The organism is Blochmannia endosymbiont of Camponotus nipponensis (genome assembly GCF_009827135.1).
Taxonomy (GTDB): Bacteria; Pseudomonadota; Gammaproteobacteria; order Enterobacterales; family Enterobacteriaceae; genus Blochmanniella.
On the sequence record NZ_CP046534.1, the window covers coordinates 35554 to 55531 of the forward strand.

Sequence of the window (19978 nt, forward strand, 5' to 3'; positions counted from 1 at the left end):
AACCTAACCAATTAGCGTAATATGTTTATGAGTCTAATTATCAAAAAAAAATCACTATGGAATAGATATCATATTGATTTAACATTATTTTTACTTATTGTTTTTTTGTTACTATATGGAACTTTCATAATGTGGAGCGCAAGTGGACAAAATTTTGAAATAATGCGACTGAAAATGTTTCAAATTATGGGAGGATTATTACTTATGTTTTTTTTAGCACAAGTTCCTCCCAGAGTTTACGAATTATGGACGCCTTACATATATTTTTTATCTCTCATATTATTAATATCAGTTAATATGATCGGACAAATCAGCAAAGGAGCTCAACGTTGGTTGGATTTTGGAATAATAAGATTTCAACCATCGGAAATAGTTAAAATTTCTGTATTGCTCATGATAGCACATTATATTAATAGAGGTCAGCACCCACCATCTTTTAAAAATGTTGGTATTGCGCTATTACTAACTATGACTCCTACTATACTCATGCTATTACAACCAGATTTAGGCACAGCAATTCTAACAATTAGCTCTGGATTTTTCGTATTATTTTTATCTGGAATTAGTTGGAAACTAATCATGCTTACATTATTAATAATAATTTTATTCGCTCCTATTTTTTGGTTTTTTTGTATGCACGAATACCAGAGATCTAGAATAACAATATTATTGCATCCAGAAATTGATCCATTAGGGGCAGGATATCATATTATTCAATCAAAAATTGCTATAGGTTCAGGGGGTTTTACTGGAAAAGGATGGCTACATGGAACACAGTCACAACTAGAATTTTTACCAGAACGTCATACTGATTTTATTTTTTCAGTAATAGGAGAAGAATTAGGATTTTTTGGAATATCAATATTATTGTTGTTGTATTTAGGGATTATATTACGTGGATTCTTTATTGCTGCCAAAACACAACATATGTTTGGGAGATTAATCATTGGGAGCTTTATGCTAGTATTATTTATGTATATTTTTGTAAATATTGGTATGGTCAGCGGTCTACTACCAGTAGTAGGAATTCCATTACCATTAATAAGTTATGGTGGCTCCTCTTTATTAGTATTAATGGCAGGATTTGGAATGATTATGTCAATAAATGGACATAAAAAAATGATTTCTAAAACATTATAAATGTTGAAATAAAACACAATAAAATAATTAACTAATATTACTGTTGCATTTTATAATTTTTCATTTAAAATTTTCAAAAACTTAAGACAAACAAAAAAACTACATATATAACTATTTCTATTAATATTATCAAATAAACATTATATTTCATATAATAAATAAATACTAAAAACATTATGAATAATATAAGAATATTTTTCTATTAATAATATATTTATGTAAAAAATATATTAAACATAAAGATATAAATATATAATGTTCAATAATAAGATAGAAAAACTATTATATTATAGTAGGCAATAAATAAACTAATGATTTTATTTTGCTAAAATTTTGCATATGTAACTCACTATGTTTTAAGTATTTTACTTGATAAGAAACAAGGTTTGTACACTTAAATATACAATATATACATAGTTGTAAAAAATTAATTTTTTACAACTATGTATACTCAATATTAATTATTCCATAATTTAAATAAAATTATTTTAACTTATGTGTCTACGAATTTGCACAATACATGTAACTCCAGAAATTAACAAAAACATTCCAATTAAAATCAAAGGGGATGGCCATAGTTGTCGATGTATAAATGAATACATCAAACCTGCTACAGTTTCCACCGCAATCAATGGCCCTATTAATGTTGTCGGCAACCTTTGACTAGCTTCATTCCAAAAAAATGTGCCTAACCAAGAACAACAAAATCCAATTAAAATCATTAAAAAAATAAAAAACATCGGTCTAGGACCAAACGGTAATATGAATTCATCTTGAATAAGATCTGAACAGCAAATACATACAAAAAAATAAACAAGGCACGATAAAGGCAATGTAACGACTCCTTGTGCATTAGCCCAAGTCATAGGCTTATTATGGGGATGTGTTTTTAACCAATGTGCATTTCTTAATGCATACCATGTCCAACATAAAACAGAAATAATTGCTAAAATTATTCCACTTACATATTCCCATATATCAAATATAGAAAATTCAGATTTTAATTCAGAAACATTTACACATAATAAACCCATTCCCATTAGACACAATGATATTAATAAGGTTTGGTTGGATAATTTATGTTCATTACGAAAAATAACATGTGTCGTTATAGTCAACATTAAAGGTAATGTACCAATAATAGCTGTTGAAATGGGAGCTCCAATGCGTTGAATGGCACTAGTCAAACACGTATAATACACCAAATGACCCGTTAAAACTAATTTTATTGCTTCTAACCAATCTTTTAATAACAATTTACGTAAACGCGCTCTATCATACCATGATAACGGTAACGAAATTAATCCAAACGCAATATAACGACCAGATGCTTGTAATACACTAGGATATTCCGGTATTAATAAGGGACCAACGAAGATCAATCCCCATAACAATCCCGAGACTACAGCAAAAGCAATTCCTAAGATCATGATATTTTTATTATACTGATGAAATATACCCGATACTATTATTTATTAAAAAAATCTGTTTTTATTATATCAAAAGTATATATTATTAGTATACACACTTTAATTAGACAATGTTATATGATATTTCATGAAGACTTATTTGTTCATATCGATTTAATTGATATATTATAAATTTTTAAAATGATAACAATGCGCCCTATAGGATTCGAACCTATAACTTACAGCTTAGAAGGCTGTTACTCTGTCCAATTGAGTTAAGAGCGCGTTATATTGTATATTTAACTAAATAATATATAACTTGTTAAAGATATCCAATTAAATCAAATATTTTATTATTAAGAAAGTCAATATTTTAAAAAATTATATAATTTAACATTAATAGTAATATATATATATATATATATTTAAAAAAATAATATCATTGTATTAACTCATAATTACTAGGTATATTGTTGAAATGACTGCTAAAGTAATTGATGGAAAACATGTTTCTGAAGAAATAAAACAAGAGATAGCCCAACAAGTACTTAAAAATACAAATTCTGGAAAACGGGCGCCAGGATTAGCTATGATTCTAATAGGGCATAACCCAATCTCTAATATATACTTAACTAATAAAAAAAAAGCATGTGAACAAGTAGGTTTTATCTCATTTATTTACACTTTACCTATTACAACCACTGAAAACGAGATTTTCCAATTAATTGAAACTCTAAATAACGATAATCGGATAGATGGTATTCTAATTCAACTACCATTACCAAAAAAATTGAAAAATATAAGCATTTTAGAGCGTATTGCTCCCGACAAAGACGTAGATGGTTTTCATCCATATAATATCGGGTGTTTATGTCAACGATCTCCTACGTTACGTCCTTGTACTTCCCGAGGTATTATTACTTTATTAAAATGGTATCACATAAATATGTTTGTGTTACATGCGGTTGTAGTTGGAGCCTCAAATATCGTTGGACGCCCTATGACTATGGAATTATTATTGGAGGGATGCACTGTATCAATTACACATCGTTTTACTCAAAATTTAAAGGTATACATTAAAAATGCTGATTTATTAATTGTAGCAGTAGGGCAAGCAAATTTTATTCCTGGCAGTTGGATAAAACGAGGAGCTATAGTCATAGATGTTGGTATTAACCGTCTAAATAACGGAGATATAGTAGGGGATGTTCATTTTTCTAGTGCTTACGAACGAGCTGCATACATTACACCCGTGCCCGGTGGTGTAGGCCCAATGACAGTAGCCACACTTATTCAAAATACTTTACAAGCTTATAATAGTCATCTCTAACGAAATAATTACCATTCTATATTTTAGCTTTTATCGTATAGTATGTATCAATATTACCTACGTTTCCATCTTGTTATTCCTGTGGACCCATCTTCTAATGTTATCCCCATGACGGCTAATCTTTCTCGTATTCTATCGGCTAATTTCCATTGATTGTTTTTACGTGCATTTTCACGGCATTGAATCAATTTTTGAATTTTTTTATTAGTATAATAATTTTTATTATTTTTTGATGTTATTTGTTGTAAAAATATTTCTGGATTTTGATGTAATAATCCAATAGTATTCGCCAAATATCTTAAGGTAGCAGCGATACCTTGAGTCAGAGAATGACGTTTTATTTTGAAGTCATTCAATCTATGTGCCATATCAAATAGCACCGAATATGCTTCCGGAGTATTGAAATCATCATTCATTTTAGAAATAAATTTTGATATAAAATATTCTCCTCCATTAGGTTTTACTGTAGGATTAGTATCTCGTAAAGCGACATAAAGCCGCTTTAAAGACGCATGCGCTTTCTTAAGATTATCATCATTATATTTTAATTGACTGCGATAGTGCGCAGACATTAAAAAATATCTTACTGTTTCAGGATCATAATATTTTAAAATATCACGTATAGTAACAAAATTATTTAATGACTTTGACATTTTTTCGTGATTTAATAACAGCATACCAGAATGCATCCATATATTTGCATAAGAAGTATCATAAGCACAAACAGATTGAGCAATTTCATTATCATGATGTGGAAAAATTAAATCCGAACCTCCACCATGAATATCTAATTGATTACCAAAAATAGAATAAATCATGGCAGAACATTCAATGTGCCATCCTGGCCTACCTGCACCCCATGGAGATGACCAAAAGGGTTCACCTGGCTTAGAGGTTTTCCAGAGCACAAAATCCATAGAGTTTCGTTTGATATTTGATGTTTTTAAGATATTATGCATTTCATTTATTTCTTTTTTATTAGATAATACACCATAATTACACATAGTTTTCACAGAAAACATAACATCCCCATTGGGAGCGGTGTATGCATGGTTTTTAGCCATAAGTAAATAAATAAATTTAATGATTATATTAATATGATCAGTTACTTTTGGTTCATAATTTGGACGCAATACATTTAAAGCATCTAAGTCTAGATACATTTCTTGAATCATACGATGCGTCAACTGTTGAATAGTTTCGTTATTTTCATAAGCTCTTTTTATGATTTTATCGTCTATATCTGTAATATTACGAGCATAATCAACTTGATACCCACAGTAACGTAAATAACGAACAATACTATCAAATACTACAAATGTTCTAGCGTGACCAATATGGCACAAATCATAAACAGTAACGCCGCAAACATATATTTTAATTTTACCAGAAACAATAGGTGTAAATGTTTCTTTTTTTCTTGTTAAGGTATTAAAAATTTTAAGCATTTTAATTTATTTTACTACAAACATATTTATTCAATATTTATTATATAAATACTTCTTCATTTATAGATTCCTAAAATAAAAATTACATACTATCTCAATGAATTTAATAATTAAGAATCATTATCTTTATATGAAAATACGATTATATTATGCTAATCATTAATATATGACAATATATATATTACATAAAAAACATAATGGTGATCATGTCAAAACATATAGTATGATTGATATATCAACTAAATGTACATATCGGGACATTTATTTTATAAATATAGATAATGTGTAATAAAATTTATTTTTAATAAAAAATTTTTACTCAATTATTAAATTTTAATTGGAAGTTTTTCTGTAAAATATTATAATATATAAACGATTATTATTTTATTTAATGTGTTATATGTCTATTTTATTTATTTCAGATGTTCATTTATGTATGCAATCTCCAAACATTACTGATGGATTTTTACATTTTTTAAATTATCACGTAATACATGCCAAAGCTTTATATATTTTAGGGGACTTATTCGAAACTTGGTTAGGAGACGATGAATATAATCCATTACACATTAATATTGCTAACGCTTTAAAAAAATTAAATCAAAAAAAAATTTCGTGTTATTTTATTCATGGTAATCATGATTTTTTGTTAGGAAAAGAATATGCCAATGCTTGTGGAATGACATTATTATCTGCGAAAAAAGTGTTACAATTAGCATCAGGAAAAAAAATAGTCATTTTACATGGAGATACTTTATGTACCAACGATAATTCATATCAATTATTCAGAAGATATCTGCATCATACTGTAGTTCAACGGTTATTTTTATCGTTACCATTATCTATGCGTTCACGTATATTCAACAATGTACGTTCATATTGTATACGAAATCACAAATATAAATCAAAAAAAAAAATAGATATTAATTTAAAAATGGCTACAGATATATTAGTGCAGAATCGCGCTCATATTATGATTCATGGACATACTCACCAACCAATAATTCATAATATTTTTCAATCCAAAAAAGATATTTTTAATATAATGGTATTAGGATGTTGGAAGAAATGCGGTTCAATGATAGAAATAAACGAAGAAAGCAACAATATAAAATTTACAGAATTTCCATTACATAAAACATAAAATTATTAAATTCTACCTTTTAAAATAATTTCTTTATATCTTTATATATATTAAATATAAAGATATATGTAATAAAAAATACAACATTATTTTTTTAATATAATATTGAAAACAAAATTAAAATCCATAATTACATTATTTCTAGTATATTCATGATATATGAGAATTTTATGTAAATACCGTGTATTATGATCATTTAATATATTGAATAAAAAAATCTTTTAGCGTCTACCTTATTTAAAGAATAAAACAAAAAAATCAATATAGTTTTAAGATAAAAATAATTTCGCGTTGCTATGTTCCATAGTTAAAACAAAGATTATATTAAAAAATCTTAATATAAATCATGCTTTACAAACTTTTAAATACATTTGATTATGCTGAATATATATATTATGTTATTTTTACTATTTATTAATATCACAATTGCAACAAAGTTATTAACACTACATGTTTGAATAATTAACATTAAGAACAATTCATATATATAAATTAGGATAGAATTTTTATAAAGAAAGATGATAATTATAATTATCATCTTTCTTTATAAAAATTCGAACACAACATACTTCAGCAATATAAGAACTAATATTTGATATTGTAAGCTTATATAATATAAAAATAACTATATGAATGTATATATCACTATTATGTATATTTAGATCAATTAAAATATAATAAAAATTATTATAATTAGTATTCTTAAATCAAGAATACTAATTAATTCTTTATAAATTTCTAAAATTTTACGATTTCCATCAACAGAAAAATATTGCACTTTTTTATCTTTCGATTCTTTTCTATAGTAATCTAGCACTGGTTGAGTATGCTGATAATAGTTATGTAATCGTTTAAGTATAGCTTCTTCATTATCGTCTTTTCGAGTAGTTAACGCTTCTCCAGTAATATCATCTAACCCATCATTTTTAGGTGGATTAAATTTAATATGGTAATTTCTACCAGAACTTACATGCACTCGTCTACCTATAATACGATCAACAATTACAGAATTTGATACAACAAATTCTATGATGTAATTTATAAAAATTTCATATTTTTTCATAGATTCTGCTTGTAGAAGTGTTCTAGGAAATCCATCTAATAAAAATCCATTATAACAATCATTTTTTCTAATACGTATATTCATTAATTGCATCATAAATTCATCATTTACTAAATCACCAGAATGCATAACATCTATCATACTTTTATTAATTGAATAGAAATTATATAGACTTCCACTTAAAACTTGACGCAACATTACACCTGTAGAAATATTTGGGATGTTATATTTACTTGCTATAAGATGAGCTTGTGTTCCTTTACCAGATCCAGGAGGACCTAGAAATATAATACGTATCACATTCAATTCTCAATAAAATTATAAAAAAGCAATAAAAAATATTTATGACATATCGAATCATTACTATATTCAGATACAGATAGCATGTTTATTCCAGTATATACTCATAAAATTTTAAATCCATATTAATCTTTTTCAGAAATTTTCTTTATACCCTAATTAAAACATAAAATATAATATTATATTTTATTAACTGATTACTTTACTCTGTAGAAATAACATTCCTATAATATCCTTTATATTAAAAATATATATATAAACATGTTATTATTTTTTATTTTATAAATGTCAAGTAATACGGTTATTTAATAAAGAATAGTAGTAATTTTTTATCAAGCTAATTATCAATTAGCTTGATAAACTGGTTATCGAATATATTCAACACCTATTAGTCAAATACATCTTCTCTTTAACGTATTTTAAACTTAATTTGTGAAGATTAAATTTACAAAATAGTAACTAAATGGATATAAAATTACATCAAATAATTAAATAAATAACGAAATTATCAATTTCATTGCAAGTATATAATCAAATGTTAACTAACATACATATTTAATATAGATGTTACTAATATATAGTATATTTATTTAGTTAATTTCTACATAATTTCAATTTTAATTATTACAATATTTGAATATCATTTCCATCTATTTCAGCATCAAACAAATCTTTAATCATTTTGATATATGGATCATTTGAAAATTCCTGCTTCACTGATAACATTTTTTCTTTATATAACATGTAAAGATATTCCATTGGTGTCTTTATTCCATAATTATCATCATTCTTTATATATAATTTTATTAGTATACCTATACTATTGCTTAGTGATTCTTGTATTATATCATGTAATGTTGTAGAGTTTAAATATTGATAATTAGACCGAAGATGTAAACATATTTCGTTTGAAGATACTTTTTCCTTCCATGCATTTATGACCAATTTTTTTGCTGGTTTTGATAATGATAATCGATATATTTGTGATAACCATGCATCATTTCTTATTGCCTTCTGAAGTATTTCTTTGATGAAATCAGGCATATTTTGATGATTTTTATGAAAATCTTGCATATCATCGTCATATTTATTAGATTCTAAATACCCTGACAAATCTTTTCCAACTTTATTATCAACATAATTAAAACTATCTTTCAACGTTGTTGTTTTAATATTGACAAATCGCTTTAATATACTTGTCATCGTGTTTTGAGATTCTGAAATTAAATTTGATTTTTTTTCTGTTATATTTAATGGACTACGTTCTTTATATCGTAATAACTTTGAACGAGCTTTCAATATTTTAGAAGTAGTATTTGTAGTATCAACGTTGGTTCCCAACATTAAAATTTTTGTTTTATTATCATCTGAATATAATTCAGATTTTTTTAACTCCAAATTCAGTATATTATTCATTTTTTTTGATTTTTCTGTATTCGATATATTATGTTCTTGATGAGGATGTGTTGATTGAAAAACATCAGCAACAATATGTTGTTGTGAATCATTTAAATCAAACGTAAGATTATTATCTGAACATGCAAATTCTGAAGAGACACTATCTTCTCCATTATCATGATGTTTATTGATTATATTTGTGTCAGGACAGAAAGCTAATGCTCGTAACATGATCATTTCTATGCCTATGCGATGACTCGGAACATAAGGTAATTCTCGACGACCTAATAGAAATATTTGATAATATAATTGTATATTTTCTGGAGTAATACGCTTACTTAATGTACGTATACGCTGATTTATTATATTGTTATCTTCTTTTTTTAAGGAATTTAATAAAAATTGACCGATAGCTATTTTTTGAAAAATAATAATAATTTCACTTAAAACATAATCCCAATTAATTCCCAAAACAGCTAAATTTTCAATTTGACGCATGATACTGTGCCCATCTCCATCAATTAATTTTTCAATTAAACATAATGGATACTCAATATTTGATATACCAAACATATTATTTATAACATCATTAGTTATATCATTATTACCTAAAACAATAGCTTGTTCTGACAAACTCAAGGCATCACGCATACTTCCTTTTGACGCATAAGCCAATGATTCCAATGCAGAAGATTCTATTTTTATATTTTCTTTATTAAAAATATGCGTGAGTTGAGTTATAATTTGAGAAATATTTAAAGGTTTTAGGTAAAACTGTAAACATCGAGATAATATAGTTTCTGGTAATTTTTGATGTTCAGTAGTAATTAAAATAAACTTAACATGTGCAGGTGGTTCCTCTAATGTCTTTAATAAAGCATTAAAACTATGACGTGATAACATATGCACTTCATCTATGATATATACCTTGAAACGCCCTGTAGAGGGCATATATTGCACATTATCTAAAAATTCCCTGGTATCCTCTACTTTAGTACGCGATGCTGCATCTATTTCAATAAGATCTATAAAACAACCTGAATCAATATCTTGACAGCTATTACACTGCCCACATATAGTAGATGTTATACCTTTTTCACAATTTAATCCTTTTACGAATAAACGAGCAATAGTAGTTTTTCCTACACCCCTCATACCAGTTAAAAGATAAGCATGATGAATTTTATTTAATGAGAAACTATGTGTAATTGCTTGGATAACATGTTTTTGTCCTATAATATCGGAAAACTTTTTCGGACGCCACTTACGGGCAAGTACTTGATAATTCATAAAATATAACTCAAATAGCAATTATTATAAACAAAGAACTAAACTTCATTAGTTAAATAAGTATATTTTTAATAATCAGAAAACATTATTAAACTATAAGAACTTACTCCTATAGTTTTTAATAATGTTTTACCGCCTAAATTTTCTAAGTCTATTATAAATCCAGCATGCTTTACTTCTCCTCCTAAACGTCTGATTAATTTTACCACTGCCGCAATTGTTCCACCTGTTGCTAATAAATCATCTATAATTAAAACTTTATCACCTGGAATAATAGCATCGGTATGTATTTCTAAGCATCCGCTATCGTATTCTAAAATATATGGCTCACTAATAGTATCACGTGGCAATCTTCCCGATTTACGGGCTGGAACAAAACCTAATTTTAATATTAATGCTAATGGAGCGCTAAATAAAAATCCTCTCGCTTCTATACCAACTATTTTGGTTAATTTATAATTTCTATAACGACGAGCTAAAAGAGTAACGCTCGCAGAATATGCCTGATGATTTTTTAACAATGCAGTAATATCGCGAAATAAAATCCCTTGTTTTGGATAGTTAGGTATAAATTTAATACTTTTCTTAATCAACTCTAACTGTTGATTCACAACATTTATCATATTTTTCCAAAATATAAATAACAATTTAATGTAACTTATATATAAATAGACTCTTGCACTAAATTACAAAAAAATCAATTTTTATGAATAAAAATACTATATATACTTACAAGCTCTAAGATTATTTTAGAAATATTTTTATTTTTTAAATATATTATTTTCCTGTCAATTATCAAATTTATATATTTATCCCATTCCATTACGAAATCATTAAATAATCTAATATCATAAATAATTACATTATTATACATTAATACAATAAAAAAATACAATATATATAAAATTATATATATTTAATAAAAATTTAAGTGTTTATTTTAATCCATATTAGAATCACTAGTTTTAATTAATATATATAATCTATTTATTATATATAATAACTTAAATGATTCTATCTTTTCTCTATAATTACATATTTATAGTAATATAAATCGGTGTTATATATTTTAATCAAATAAAGGGATATAATAATCTTATTAAATATAAACATTCATCAAAAAATTATAATTTTCATTAAATAAAATATATTTTTAATATCCAACACCATATTTAAATAATTAAATAAACGCAAAAACATTTATTTATATTAATAAAGAATATATGTTCTAAAAATTAAAAAATCTATAGAACTTAAAAAGTTCTTAATTTTTTTACTAAAAACAATAAAATATTGAATGCTCAATATATCTAATAATATTTAGAACTATAATTATAAAATATATTTTTTATAAAAATATAACATTACTCTTTACGACAATTTTTAGAGTCTTTAAATGTTATTATGGCGTTATATTACGTGATAAGCGCTTATATTAAATTAATATTACAACACTATACAAATAGATATCGTTGTGTAAAGATATCTATTTCAAAACAATTCTAAAATTGTGTTGTATCTGTTGTCATATATATATAGTATCCAATTAAATAAACACATTACTTCTATCGGGATGCTATATAAAAAATCATTGTAATTCTTTACTACAGCTGCTTCTTTCCAGACCTGACTGATTTAAAAAAAATTACTAAAAATCATTTAATAGCACCCCTTTTAAGAATTATCCAGATTATTTTAAACTTTTCAAGTAATAATTAAATATTTAAATATTATTAATATTATCTTCTCTTTATTTTAAAATAAAAAATTTAAGTATTTTAAAAACTTTTTATTAATTACATTCCATAATAATTATCAATATAAATATATTTTTATATAATATATTTTTTCCTGCTGTTATTTCCGTTACCAATATAAAAGTAAAAACAATAATTTTAGTTATGAAATTATACAATTCTACACCCATTTTACGCATTCTAGATAATTATTGTGTAAAATAAATTTCAAAGCAAGAAAATATGACATATATATAAATACAATAACATTCATAAAAATCCAATTTTTGTTAATAAAACTAATTAATTCTCTAATACTCGGTAACTAAATCAATGTAACATATAAATTTTTCAAATTATTTTTTTATAAAAAAATGCTTTATTTAGTCAAATTAATGTACTATATATTTTATATGTCCAAAAATATACTTGGATACATAACACAAAAACATACATTTACCCTTTATATTTATATAAATATTCGCCCAAGTATTAAAGACATCATATTAATGATGATGCAGGTGTTATTTCGGAATGAAACGGGATGTTTTGTAAAGCTAATATTAAAACTTCATCTATTTGTTTTACTGGATGAATCTCTAAATTATTAACTACAATAGCAGGCATATCTTCTAAGTCACGTTTATTTTCATACGGTATTAAAACTGTTTTAATACCTCCTCGATGTGCTGCTAATAATTTTTCTTTTAAACCACCAATCGGCAATATTTGTCCTCGTAAAGTTATTTCTCCTGTCATAGCTACACTCGCTTTAACCGAATTTCCTGTTAAACAAGACACTAAAGCAGTACACATAGCAATTCCAGCGCTCGGTCCATCTTTTGGAGTAGCTCCCTCCGGCACATGAACATGAATATCTTTTTTCTCATAAAAATCAGTATTAATTCCTAGTTTATTTGCACGCGCCCGCACTACAGTTAATGCAGCTTGAATAGACTCTTGCATAACTTCACCTAATGAACCAGTGTAAGTTAATTTACCCTTTCCAGGAACACAAGCAGTTTCAATAGTTAAAAGATCTCCTCCTACCTCAGTCCAAGCTAACCCAGTAACTTGTCCAACACGATTTTCTAAATCTGCATGACTACAATCATAACGTCGAACACCAAGGAAATCTTTTAAATTATTTTCATCAACGATGAAATGTTTTATTTCTTTATTCATTAGTAGCATTTTTACCGTTTTACGGCATAACTTAGAAATTTCGCGTTCTAAATTACGTACTCCAGCTTCACGTGTATAATATCGAATAATACCTATTAAAGCGTCATCCTGAATAGTTAATTCTCCCGGCTTTAAAGCATTACGCTCTATTTGTTTAGTGAATAAATGCTGTCGTGCTATGTTTAATTTTTCATCCTCAGTATATCCAGATAAACGTATTACCTCCATGCGATCTAATAAAGGACTGGGAATATCCATCGAATTAGAGGTAGCAAGAAACATAACATCAGATAAATCATAATCTATTTCTAAATAATGATCATTAAAAGCAGTATTCTGTTCTGGATCCAATACTTCTAACAAAGCAGCAGCTGGATCCCCACGCATATCTAAAGACATCTTATCTATTTCATCTAACAAAAATAACGGATTCCTTACACCAACTTTAGACATCTTTTGTATAAGTTTTCCAGGCATAGATCCAATATAAGTACGACGATGACCTCTAATTTCAGCTTCATCACGCATACCACCTAAAGCCATGCGTACATATCTACGTCCAGTAGCTTTAGCAATAGATTGTCCTAGTGATGTCTTACCCACTCCAGGAGGACCCACTAAACATAAAATAGGTCCTTTAATTTTATTTATTCTATTTTGTACAGCTAAATATTCTAAAATACGATCTTTAACACGCTCTAATCCATAATGATCCTTATCCAGACTTTCTTGAGCTTTAAGTAAATCTTTTTTCATTTTACTTCTTGCATGCCAAGGAACTGATAATATCCAATCTATATATCCACGCACTACAGTGGCTTCCGCAGACATAGGAGACATCATTTTTAACTTTTGCCATTCTGATTCTACTTTTTTTCGTGCTTCTTTAGGCATTTTAGCTGATTCTATTTTACGTTTAAGAGATTCATTTTCATCAATAACGTCATCAAGCTCTCCCAATTCCTTTTGTATAGCCTTCATTTGTTCATTTAAATAATACTCACGTTGACTTTTTTCCATTTGTTTTTTTACACGATTACGAATACGTCTTTCAACTTGTAATAATTCAATTTCTGACTCTATTATAGCTATTAAATATTCCAGACGTTCTGTAACATCTGACATTTCTAAAATAGATTGTTTATTATTTAATTTAAGTGGCATATGAGCAGCTATAGTGTCAGCAAGTCGATCTGCATCATCAACATTATTCAAGGATGTTAAAACCTCAGGAGGTATTTTTTTGTTAAGCTTGAGATATCCTTCAAATTGATTAATAACAGCACGCATTAAGATTTCTTGCTCACGTTTATCTAATTCTTTAGGATGAAAAGAATTTGCGTTAGCTTTAAAATGATTTCCAGTATCCGTTAATTCAATAATACGAGCTCGCATTAACCCTTCTACTAATACTTTAACTGTACCATCTGGTAATTTAAGCATTTGTAAAATTATGGATATTGTTCCAACTAAAAATAAATCATTAACACCCGGTTCATCGGTTGAGGCTTCTTTTTGGGCCACCAACATAATTTTTTTATCACCATTCATAGCTGATTCAAGACAGCGAATTGATTTATCCCGACCAACAAACAATGGAATTACCATATGTGGATATACTACTACATCACGTAGAGGCAATACAGGTATTTCTATACATTCAGGTTGCTCAGTATTCATAGAGCCATCTCTCTTGGTTATAACTTCTCGGAGTATAACATTTAAATATACAGCTCGTCATTTTTAATGATCAGACGTTTAAAGATATGGGGACAAATTAATTATATTCAATATTGAACATGCGAAAAGAAAAATAAATAATTATTTATTGATGAATTTATGTATCATGTTATATTTATTAAATTTTAATTATTTTAAAAATCTATTCTTTCAAAAAATAAAAATTTTGATCTTAAAAATTATTTAAACATATTTAAATATGCTTAGTATTTTTAGAGTTTACATTAAAATTAAATATTTACATTTATTATAATCAAAATATTAAATATTTATTTTTTAAATCTGATTATTTATTTTATTAACAGTGTATTAATATGATAAACACTACATGTTTATCATACCTTTCATATTTACGTCATTAATTCTTTTAAAGAATTTAAATTTTTATTTAAAAAATAAATATATAACTAATATAAATAAACATTGTTTTATTCTATATAAATAACAAAGACCATGTTCAGCAATAATATAATGGGTTTTTAGTATCATTCCTTACAAAAAAAATTTTCATAAATTTTTAAATTATATTAAAAATATAAAAATAATAACAATTAATTAAAAATTAATTGTTTAACTATTTGCAATAATAAAATGCTTTACCTATATTGAAATATATAACACTTGAAGGTATATCATACTATTTATTCAAAAATTTAGATATAACTATTTCGTGCATATAATTATATATAATCAAATGATTGTAAAAAAAGCATACTTCAATATATTTTTATTAATATTATTAGTTGTGATAGTCTTGTCTGAATATATAAATTATATAGACCACTCCAATATATACAATCAATGTATTATTATATATAGAATAAAAATATTATTCATCTTTCAAATACTCTATGCATACTCTCATCATAAAAATATAAAAATACTATTGTTATCAATACTTTTTAAGTATATCACTTATAACTAAATAATTAAAAATAATAATCTTTTCAATTGAAACAATATTATTTACTTAAAAATATCTACATTGAAAGAAACAATATCTAAATGTTTTTTTAGTGATCGAAATACACATTCATTTACCTAATGGTATTACAAGTTAATACCATATTATTTATTAATACTTTAATCAAAATGAAAGACATGAATAGAGCTATGTAAATTACTACAAACATCAATTTATCAACTTGCAGTACTCACACACTCCAATAACATAAATACTAATTATCAATATCCTTCATATAAAATATGAATTTGTATCTAAATAATAACTACATTAAAAACAAAAATAACACACCTAAAACTATAAACAATCATTATATATTAACATAATCATTTGCAAACACATGTATCTATACAACATAGATTGTTATAATTTCAAGCAATCCTGTTCATGAAAAATACACTTCATTATTATTTTAAGTTCCTGCTATCTGCATAGAAGATATTAAAACAGATCCACAATGAATATGTCCACGTGTTTCAATATCACATCCTATAGAATCAATGTTACAAAACATTTCTTTTAAATTTCCAGCGATAGCAATTTCATTGACTGGATATTGGATAATACCGTTTTCCACCCAAAAACCAGATACCCCTCGTGAATAATCCCCAGTGGTAATATTGATTCCCTGTCCCATTATACTAGTAACAATAAGCCCTCGATGCATATTTCTTATTAATTCCATAAAACTTAAGTCTTTATGACTAATATACCAATTATAAATACCATCAGCATGCCCGGTACTTTTAAGCCCTATTTTACGAGCAGAATAACTATTTAAAATCCAACCATTTAATATACCATCTTCTATAATAGTACGATTTAGAGTGCTTACCCCTTCGCTGTCAAATGGAGCTGAGCCTAATCCTTTTAATATATGTGGCCTTTCTTTAATCGATACCCAAGAAGGGAAAATTTTTTTATTCAAATCATTTAGTAAAAACGTAGATTTATGGCACACATTATCTCCATGAATAGCATTTGCTAAATGGTGAAACAAACTTGTGGCTACTTCAGCTGAAAACAATACTGGAGATTCCATTGTTTTTATTTTCTTTGGATTTAAATGATCTAATACCCGTCGAGCACATTCTTGACCAACCCACTTCGGCGAATGTAAATCATGAAATGTACGACTTAATGTATATGCATAATTTTGTTCCATAATATCATTGCTTGCGGCAACCACGCTACAAGATAAAGAATACTGACTACTAGTATAGCTTTGTAGCATACCGTGACTATTCCCAAATACTCTAGTAGTAAAATGACTGTTAAATCTACCCCCTTCAGTAGAAATTATACGTTTATCATATTGTAATGCCGTTTGTTCTGCTGTAGATGCCAACGTTACCCCTATTTTAGTATCTAAATTAATAGGGTGAAATAAGTCAAGATTCATAGCATCGAATGCTAATAACTCTTTATCGGCAATACCGGCATATGGATCTGGAGAGGTATAAGACGCTATATCTGCTGCAGCCTCAACAGTACGAATTATAGCTCTCTCATGTAAATCGTTCGAAAAAGCATTACCTTTTCTTTTTTTACGCAATATAGTTATATCTAAGGCACCATGATCATTAAATTCTACATTCTCAAGTTTCCCGTAACGAGTGCTGACGATAATTCCTGTAGTTTTAATTACTGAAACTGCTACTTCATTCGAATATGCATGCGCTAGTTGTAATGCTTGATTTACTATATTTTCTAAAAAATTACGTTGCTGCATCATGTGATGTATTTCATTCATCTTCCCCCCTATAACAAAGATTTCAGTAGATTATATTAATATTTCAACAAATAATATTATGTTGTATGTATTACTATATAAAATAAAACATTTTAAATTAATTATACACTGCATCAATAAAATTTTATCAAATACTCTGCTTCTTCAACTAATAATATCAGCAAATATAATAACATCAAAAATAATATTTCACGATGTGCAAAAATTAAAAATGAAAATAAAATTTTATAAAATATATACACTGCAACCGGAGTAAATATATAAAATATAATGAAATATTATAGACAAAACCATAATATACACATACTTATATACACATTAGAAATTTAAACAAACAACTATCAAATCATCATATTTGATGATACTATTATTATTTAATACTATATTGAATATGGAATATATACACATGAATTAATTGGTACCTCCAACGGTAATATTATTTAATTTTATTGTCGGTTGACCAACACTAACTGGTATACTTTGCCCATTTTTTATGCAGGTTCCTATACCTTTATCTAAAGATAAGTCATTGCCCACCATAGAAATACTCTGCATTATTTCGATCCCTGATCCTATTAGGGTAGCTCCTTTTATAGATTTGGTGATACGTCCTTTTTCTATCAAGAAAGCTTCAGATGCAGAAAAAACAAATTTACCTGAAGTAATATCTACCTGACCACCATTAAAATTTGCAGCATATACACCATAATCTACACTATCAATAATTTCTTCTGGTGTCGATTGACCAGCCAACATATAAGTATTAGTCATACGCGGCATAGGTAAAGTGGCATAGGATTCACGTCTACCATTTCCCGTTGAAACAGATCCCATTAATTTAGCATTTAATTTATCTTGCATATATCCTTGTAAAATACCATTTTTAATTAAAATATTATATTGCCCCGGCACACCTTCATCATCAATAGATAACGATCCACGTGATCCTTTTAGTGTGGCATCATCTACTATTGTACATAATTCAGAAGCTACTACCTGTCCAATTTTATTAGAAAATACCGAACTACCTCGTCTATTAAAATCTCCTTCTAGACCATGGCCTACCGCTTCATGTAACAAAATACCGGGCCAACCTGATCCCAAAACCACCGTCATAGTTCCTGCAGGAGCCGCTATAGCCTCAAGATTAACCAGACTCATTCTAACAGCATCTTTAGCCCAACAATCAGCTCGAATTTCCCCCTCGATGATAGTATCTAAGAAAAAATCATATCCAAATCGTCCCCCACCACCACTCATTCCTTGTTCTCTTTTTCCATTTTGTTCTACTTGAACTAATATAGACAAACGTACTAACGGCCTAATATCTGCAACTAAAGTACCATCTGTAGCTGCTATCAAGATTTGTTCATAAACACCTGACAAATTAGCATTAACTTTGTGTACTCTAGAATCAGCATTACGTGCTATTTTATCTATTCTCATTAATAATCCAATTTTTTCTTCTTTAGATATGCTAGACAATGGATTCACGTAAGAATACACAGAAGGACAGGAATGTTGATGAGTGAAATAAGAATATTTAGGACTAATAGATCCCACAGTAACATTACAATGACGCTCACTCGTAATACTAGTAGCAGCCGTCATGCTATGTATCAAAGCATCTAGAGTTAATTGATCAGTGTAAGCAAATCCAGTTTGTTCACCCGTGACTACTCGCACACCAGCACCTTGATCTATAGTGTAAGACCCAGATTTAATAATACTATCTTCAAGAGCCCATGTTTCATGAAAACACGACTGAAAATAAAGATCTGCATAATCTATGTGGAATTTTTCTGTCATATCTAATAAATATAAAAGATCATTACGTTGCAGTTTATTAGCTGTAAGTAATTGTTCACTAACAAAATCTAAGTTCATATAACCTCTATCTACGCTATTACATTATATATTAAAAATATATAATTTATTTATATTCATATCAACAATTATATATTTTTCTGATAAATTTTACATATTTTTTAAATGCGCGTTTTAAACAGCCTGTATATTTAATGTAATCTATATACTACAATCGTAGTTATTAAATACACTAATGTTAGATCAATTTG

General features: G+C 27.1%; 11 protein-coding genes, 1 tRNA gene and 1 other RNA gene. 3 read left to right on the forward strand and 10 right to left on the reverse strand.

Annotated elements, in window-relative coordinates; all coding sequences use genetic code 11:
- The first annotated feature begins 27 nt into the window (after positions 1-27).
- Positions 28-1140 carry a rod shape-determining protein RodA gene (gene rodA / locus GN161_RS00155; protein WP_159714254.1) on the forward strand — a complete coding sequence of 371 codons (1113 nt, stop codon included), beginning with the start codon at positions 28-30 and terminating at the stop codon, positions 1138-1140.
- Between the two features lie 488 nt (positions 1141-1628).
- On the opposite strand, the gene GN161_RS00160 is transcribed toward rodA, so the two are convergent.
- A complete protein-coding gene (locus GN161_RS00160) occupies positions 1629-2570 on the reverse strand; it encodes a DMT family transporter (RefSeq protein WP_159714257.1) in 942 nt (313 codons plus the stop codon).
- 190 nt (positions 2571-2760) lie between these two features.
- A tRNA-Arg gene (locus GN161_RS00165) sits at positions 2761-2834 on the reverse strand.
- A 193-nt stretch (positions 2835-3027) separates the two neighbouring features.
- Between GN161_RS00165 and folD the strand changes: the two genes are divergently transcribed.
- Positions 3028-3879 (forward strand): bifunctional methylenetetrahydrofolate dehydrogenase/methenyltetrahydrofolate cyclohydrolase FolD, encoded by an 852-nt coding sequence (gene folD / locus GN161_RS00170; RefSeq protein WP_159714260.1) that lies wholly within the window; start codon positions 3028-3030, stop codon positions 3877-3879.
- A 53-nt stretch (positions 3880-3932) separates the two neighbouring features.
- On the opposite strand, the gene cysS is transcribed toward folD, so the two are convergent.
- On the reverse strand, positions 3933-5327 hold the full coding sequence (gene cysS, locus GN161_RS00175) for a cysteine--tRNA ligase (protein ID WP_159714263.1): 1395 nt from the start codon (positions 5325-5327) through the stop codon (positions 3933-3935).
- A 400-nt stretch (positions 5328-5727) separates the two neighbouring features.
- Here cysS and GN161_RS00180 point away from each other — a divergent pair, with 400 nt between their 5' ends.
- Entirely contained in the window at positions 5728-6471 is a 744-nt protein-coding gene (locus GN161_RS00180) for a UDP-2,3-diacylglucosamine diphosphatase (RefSeq protein ID WP_159714266.1), read from the forward strand.
- A 667-nt stretch (positions 6472-7138) separates the two neighbouring features.
- Here the strand turns inward: GN161_RS00180 and adk are convergent.
- The 7 genes from adk to tldD form a co-directional block, all read right to left on the reverse strand.
- Positions 7139-7831, reverse strand: a complete 693-nt coding sequence (gene adk, locus GN161_RS00185) for an adenylate kinase (protein WP_236840134.1) — start codon at positions 7829-7831, stop codon at positions 7139-7141.
- 627 nt (positions 7832-8458) lie between these two features.
- Entirely contained in the window at positions 8459-10522 is a 2064-nt protein-coding gene (gene dnaX, locus GN161_RS00190; protein WP_159714272.1) for a DNA polymerase III subunit gamma/tau, read from the reverse strand.
- Between the two features lie 68 nt (positions 10523-10590).
- A complete protein-coding gene (apt, locus tag GN161_RS00195) occupies positions 10591-11145 on the reverse strand; it encodes an adenine phosphoribosyltransferase (RefSeq protein WP_159714275.1) in 555 nt (184 codons plus the stop codon).
- Between the two features lie 959 nt (positions 11146-12104).
- An RNA gene (ffs, locus tag GN161_RS00200) (signal recognition particle sRNA small type) lies at positions 12105-12180 on the reverse strand.
- A gap of 579 nt (positions 12181-12759) precedes the next feature.
- Entirely contained in the window at positions 12760-15123 is a 2364-nt protein-coding gene (lon, locus tag GN161_RS00205) for an endopeptidase La (RefSeq protein WP_159714278.1), read from the reverse strand.
- A 1436-nt stretch (positions 15124-16559) separates the two neighbouring features.
- Complete coding sequence (pmbA, locus tag GN161_RS00210) at positions 16560-17900, reverse strand: metalloprotease PmbA (RefSeq protein WP_159714281.1); 1341 nt, start codon at positions 17898-17900, stop codon at positions 16560-16562.
- Between the two features lie 411 nt (positions 17901-18311).
- A complete protein-coding gene (tldD, locus tag GN161_RS00215; protein ID WP_159714284.1) occupies positions 18312-19787 on the reverse strand; it encodes a metalloprotease TldD in 1476 nt (491 codons plus the stop codon).
- Positions 19788-19978: the final 191 nt, after the last annotated feature.

Bases quoted from the DNA above. Each gene is read 5' to 3' on its own strand.
- lon (WP_159714278.1), bottom strand. From the start codon at position 15,123: ATGAATACTGAGCAACCTGAATGTATAGAAATACCTGTATTGCCTCTA.
- tldD (WP_159714284.1), bottom strand. From the start codon at position 19,787: ATGAACTTAGATTTTGTTAGTGAACAATTACTTACAGCTAATAAACTG.
- GN161_RS00180 (WP_159714266.1), top strand. From the start codon at position 5,728: ATGTCTATTTTATTTATTTCAGATGTTCATTTATGTATGCAATCTCCA.
- folD (WP_159714260.1), top strand. From the start codon at position 3,028: ATGACTGCTAAAGTAATTGATGGAAAACATGTTTCTGAAGAAATAAAA.
- dnaX (WP_159714272.1), bottom strand. From the start codon at position 10,522: ATGAATTATCAAGTACTTGCCCGTAAGTGGCGTCCGAAAAAGTTTTCC.
- GN161_RS00160 (WP_159714257.1), bottom strand. From the start codon at position 2,570: ATGATCTTAGGAATTGCTTTTGCTGTAGTCTCGGGATTGTTATGGGGA.
- rodA (WP_159714254.1), top strand. From the start codon at position 28: ATGAGTCTAATTATCAAAAAAAAATCACTATGGAATAGATATCATATT.
- apt (WP_159714275.1), bottom strand. From the start codon at position 11,145: ATGATAAATGTTGTGAATCAACAGTTAGAGTTGATTAAGAAAAGTATT.
- cysS (WP_159714263.1), bottom strand. From the start codon at position 5,327: ATGCTTAAAATTTTTAATACCTTAACAAGAAAAAAAGAAACATTTACA.
- pmbA (WP_159714281.1), bottom strand. From the start codon at position 17,900: ATGAATGAAATACATCACATGATGCAGCAACGTAATTTTTTAGAAAAT.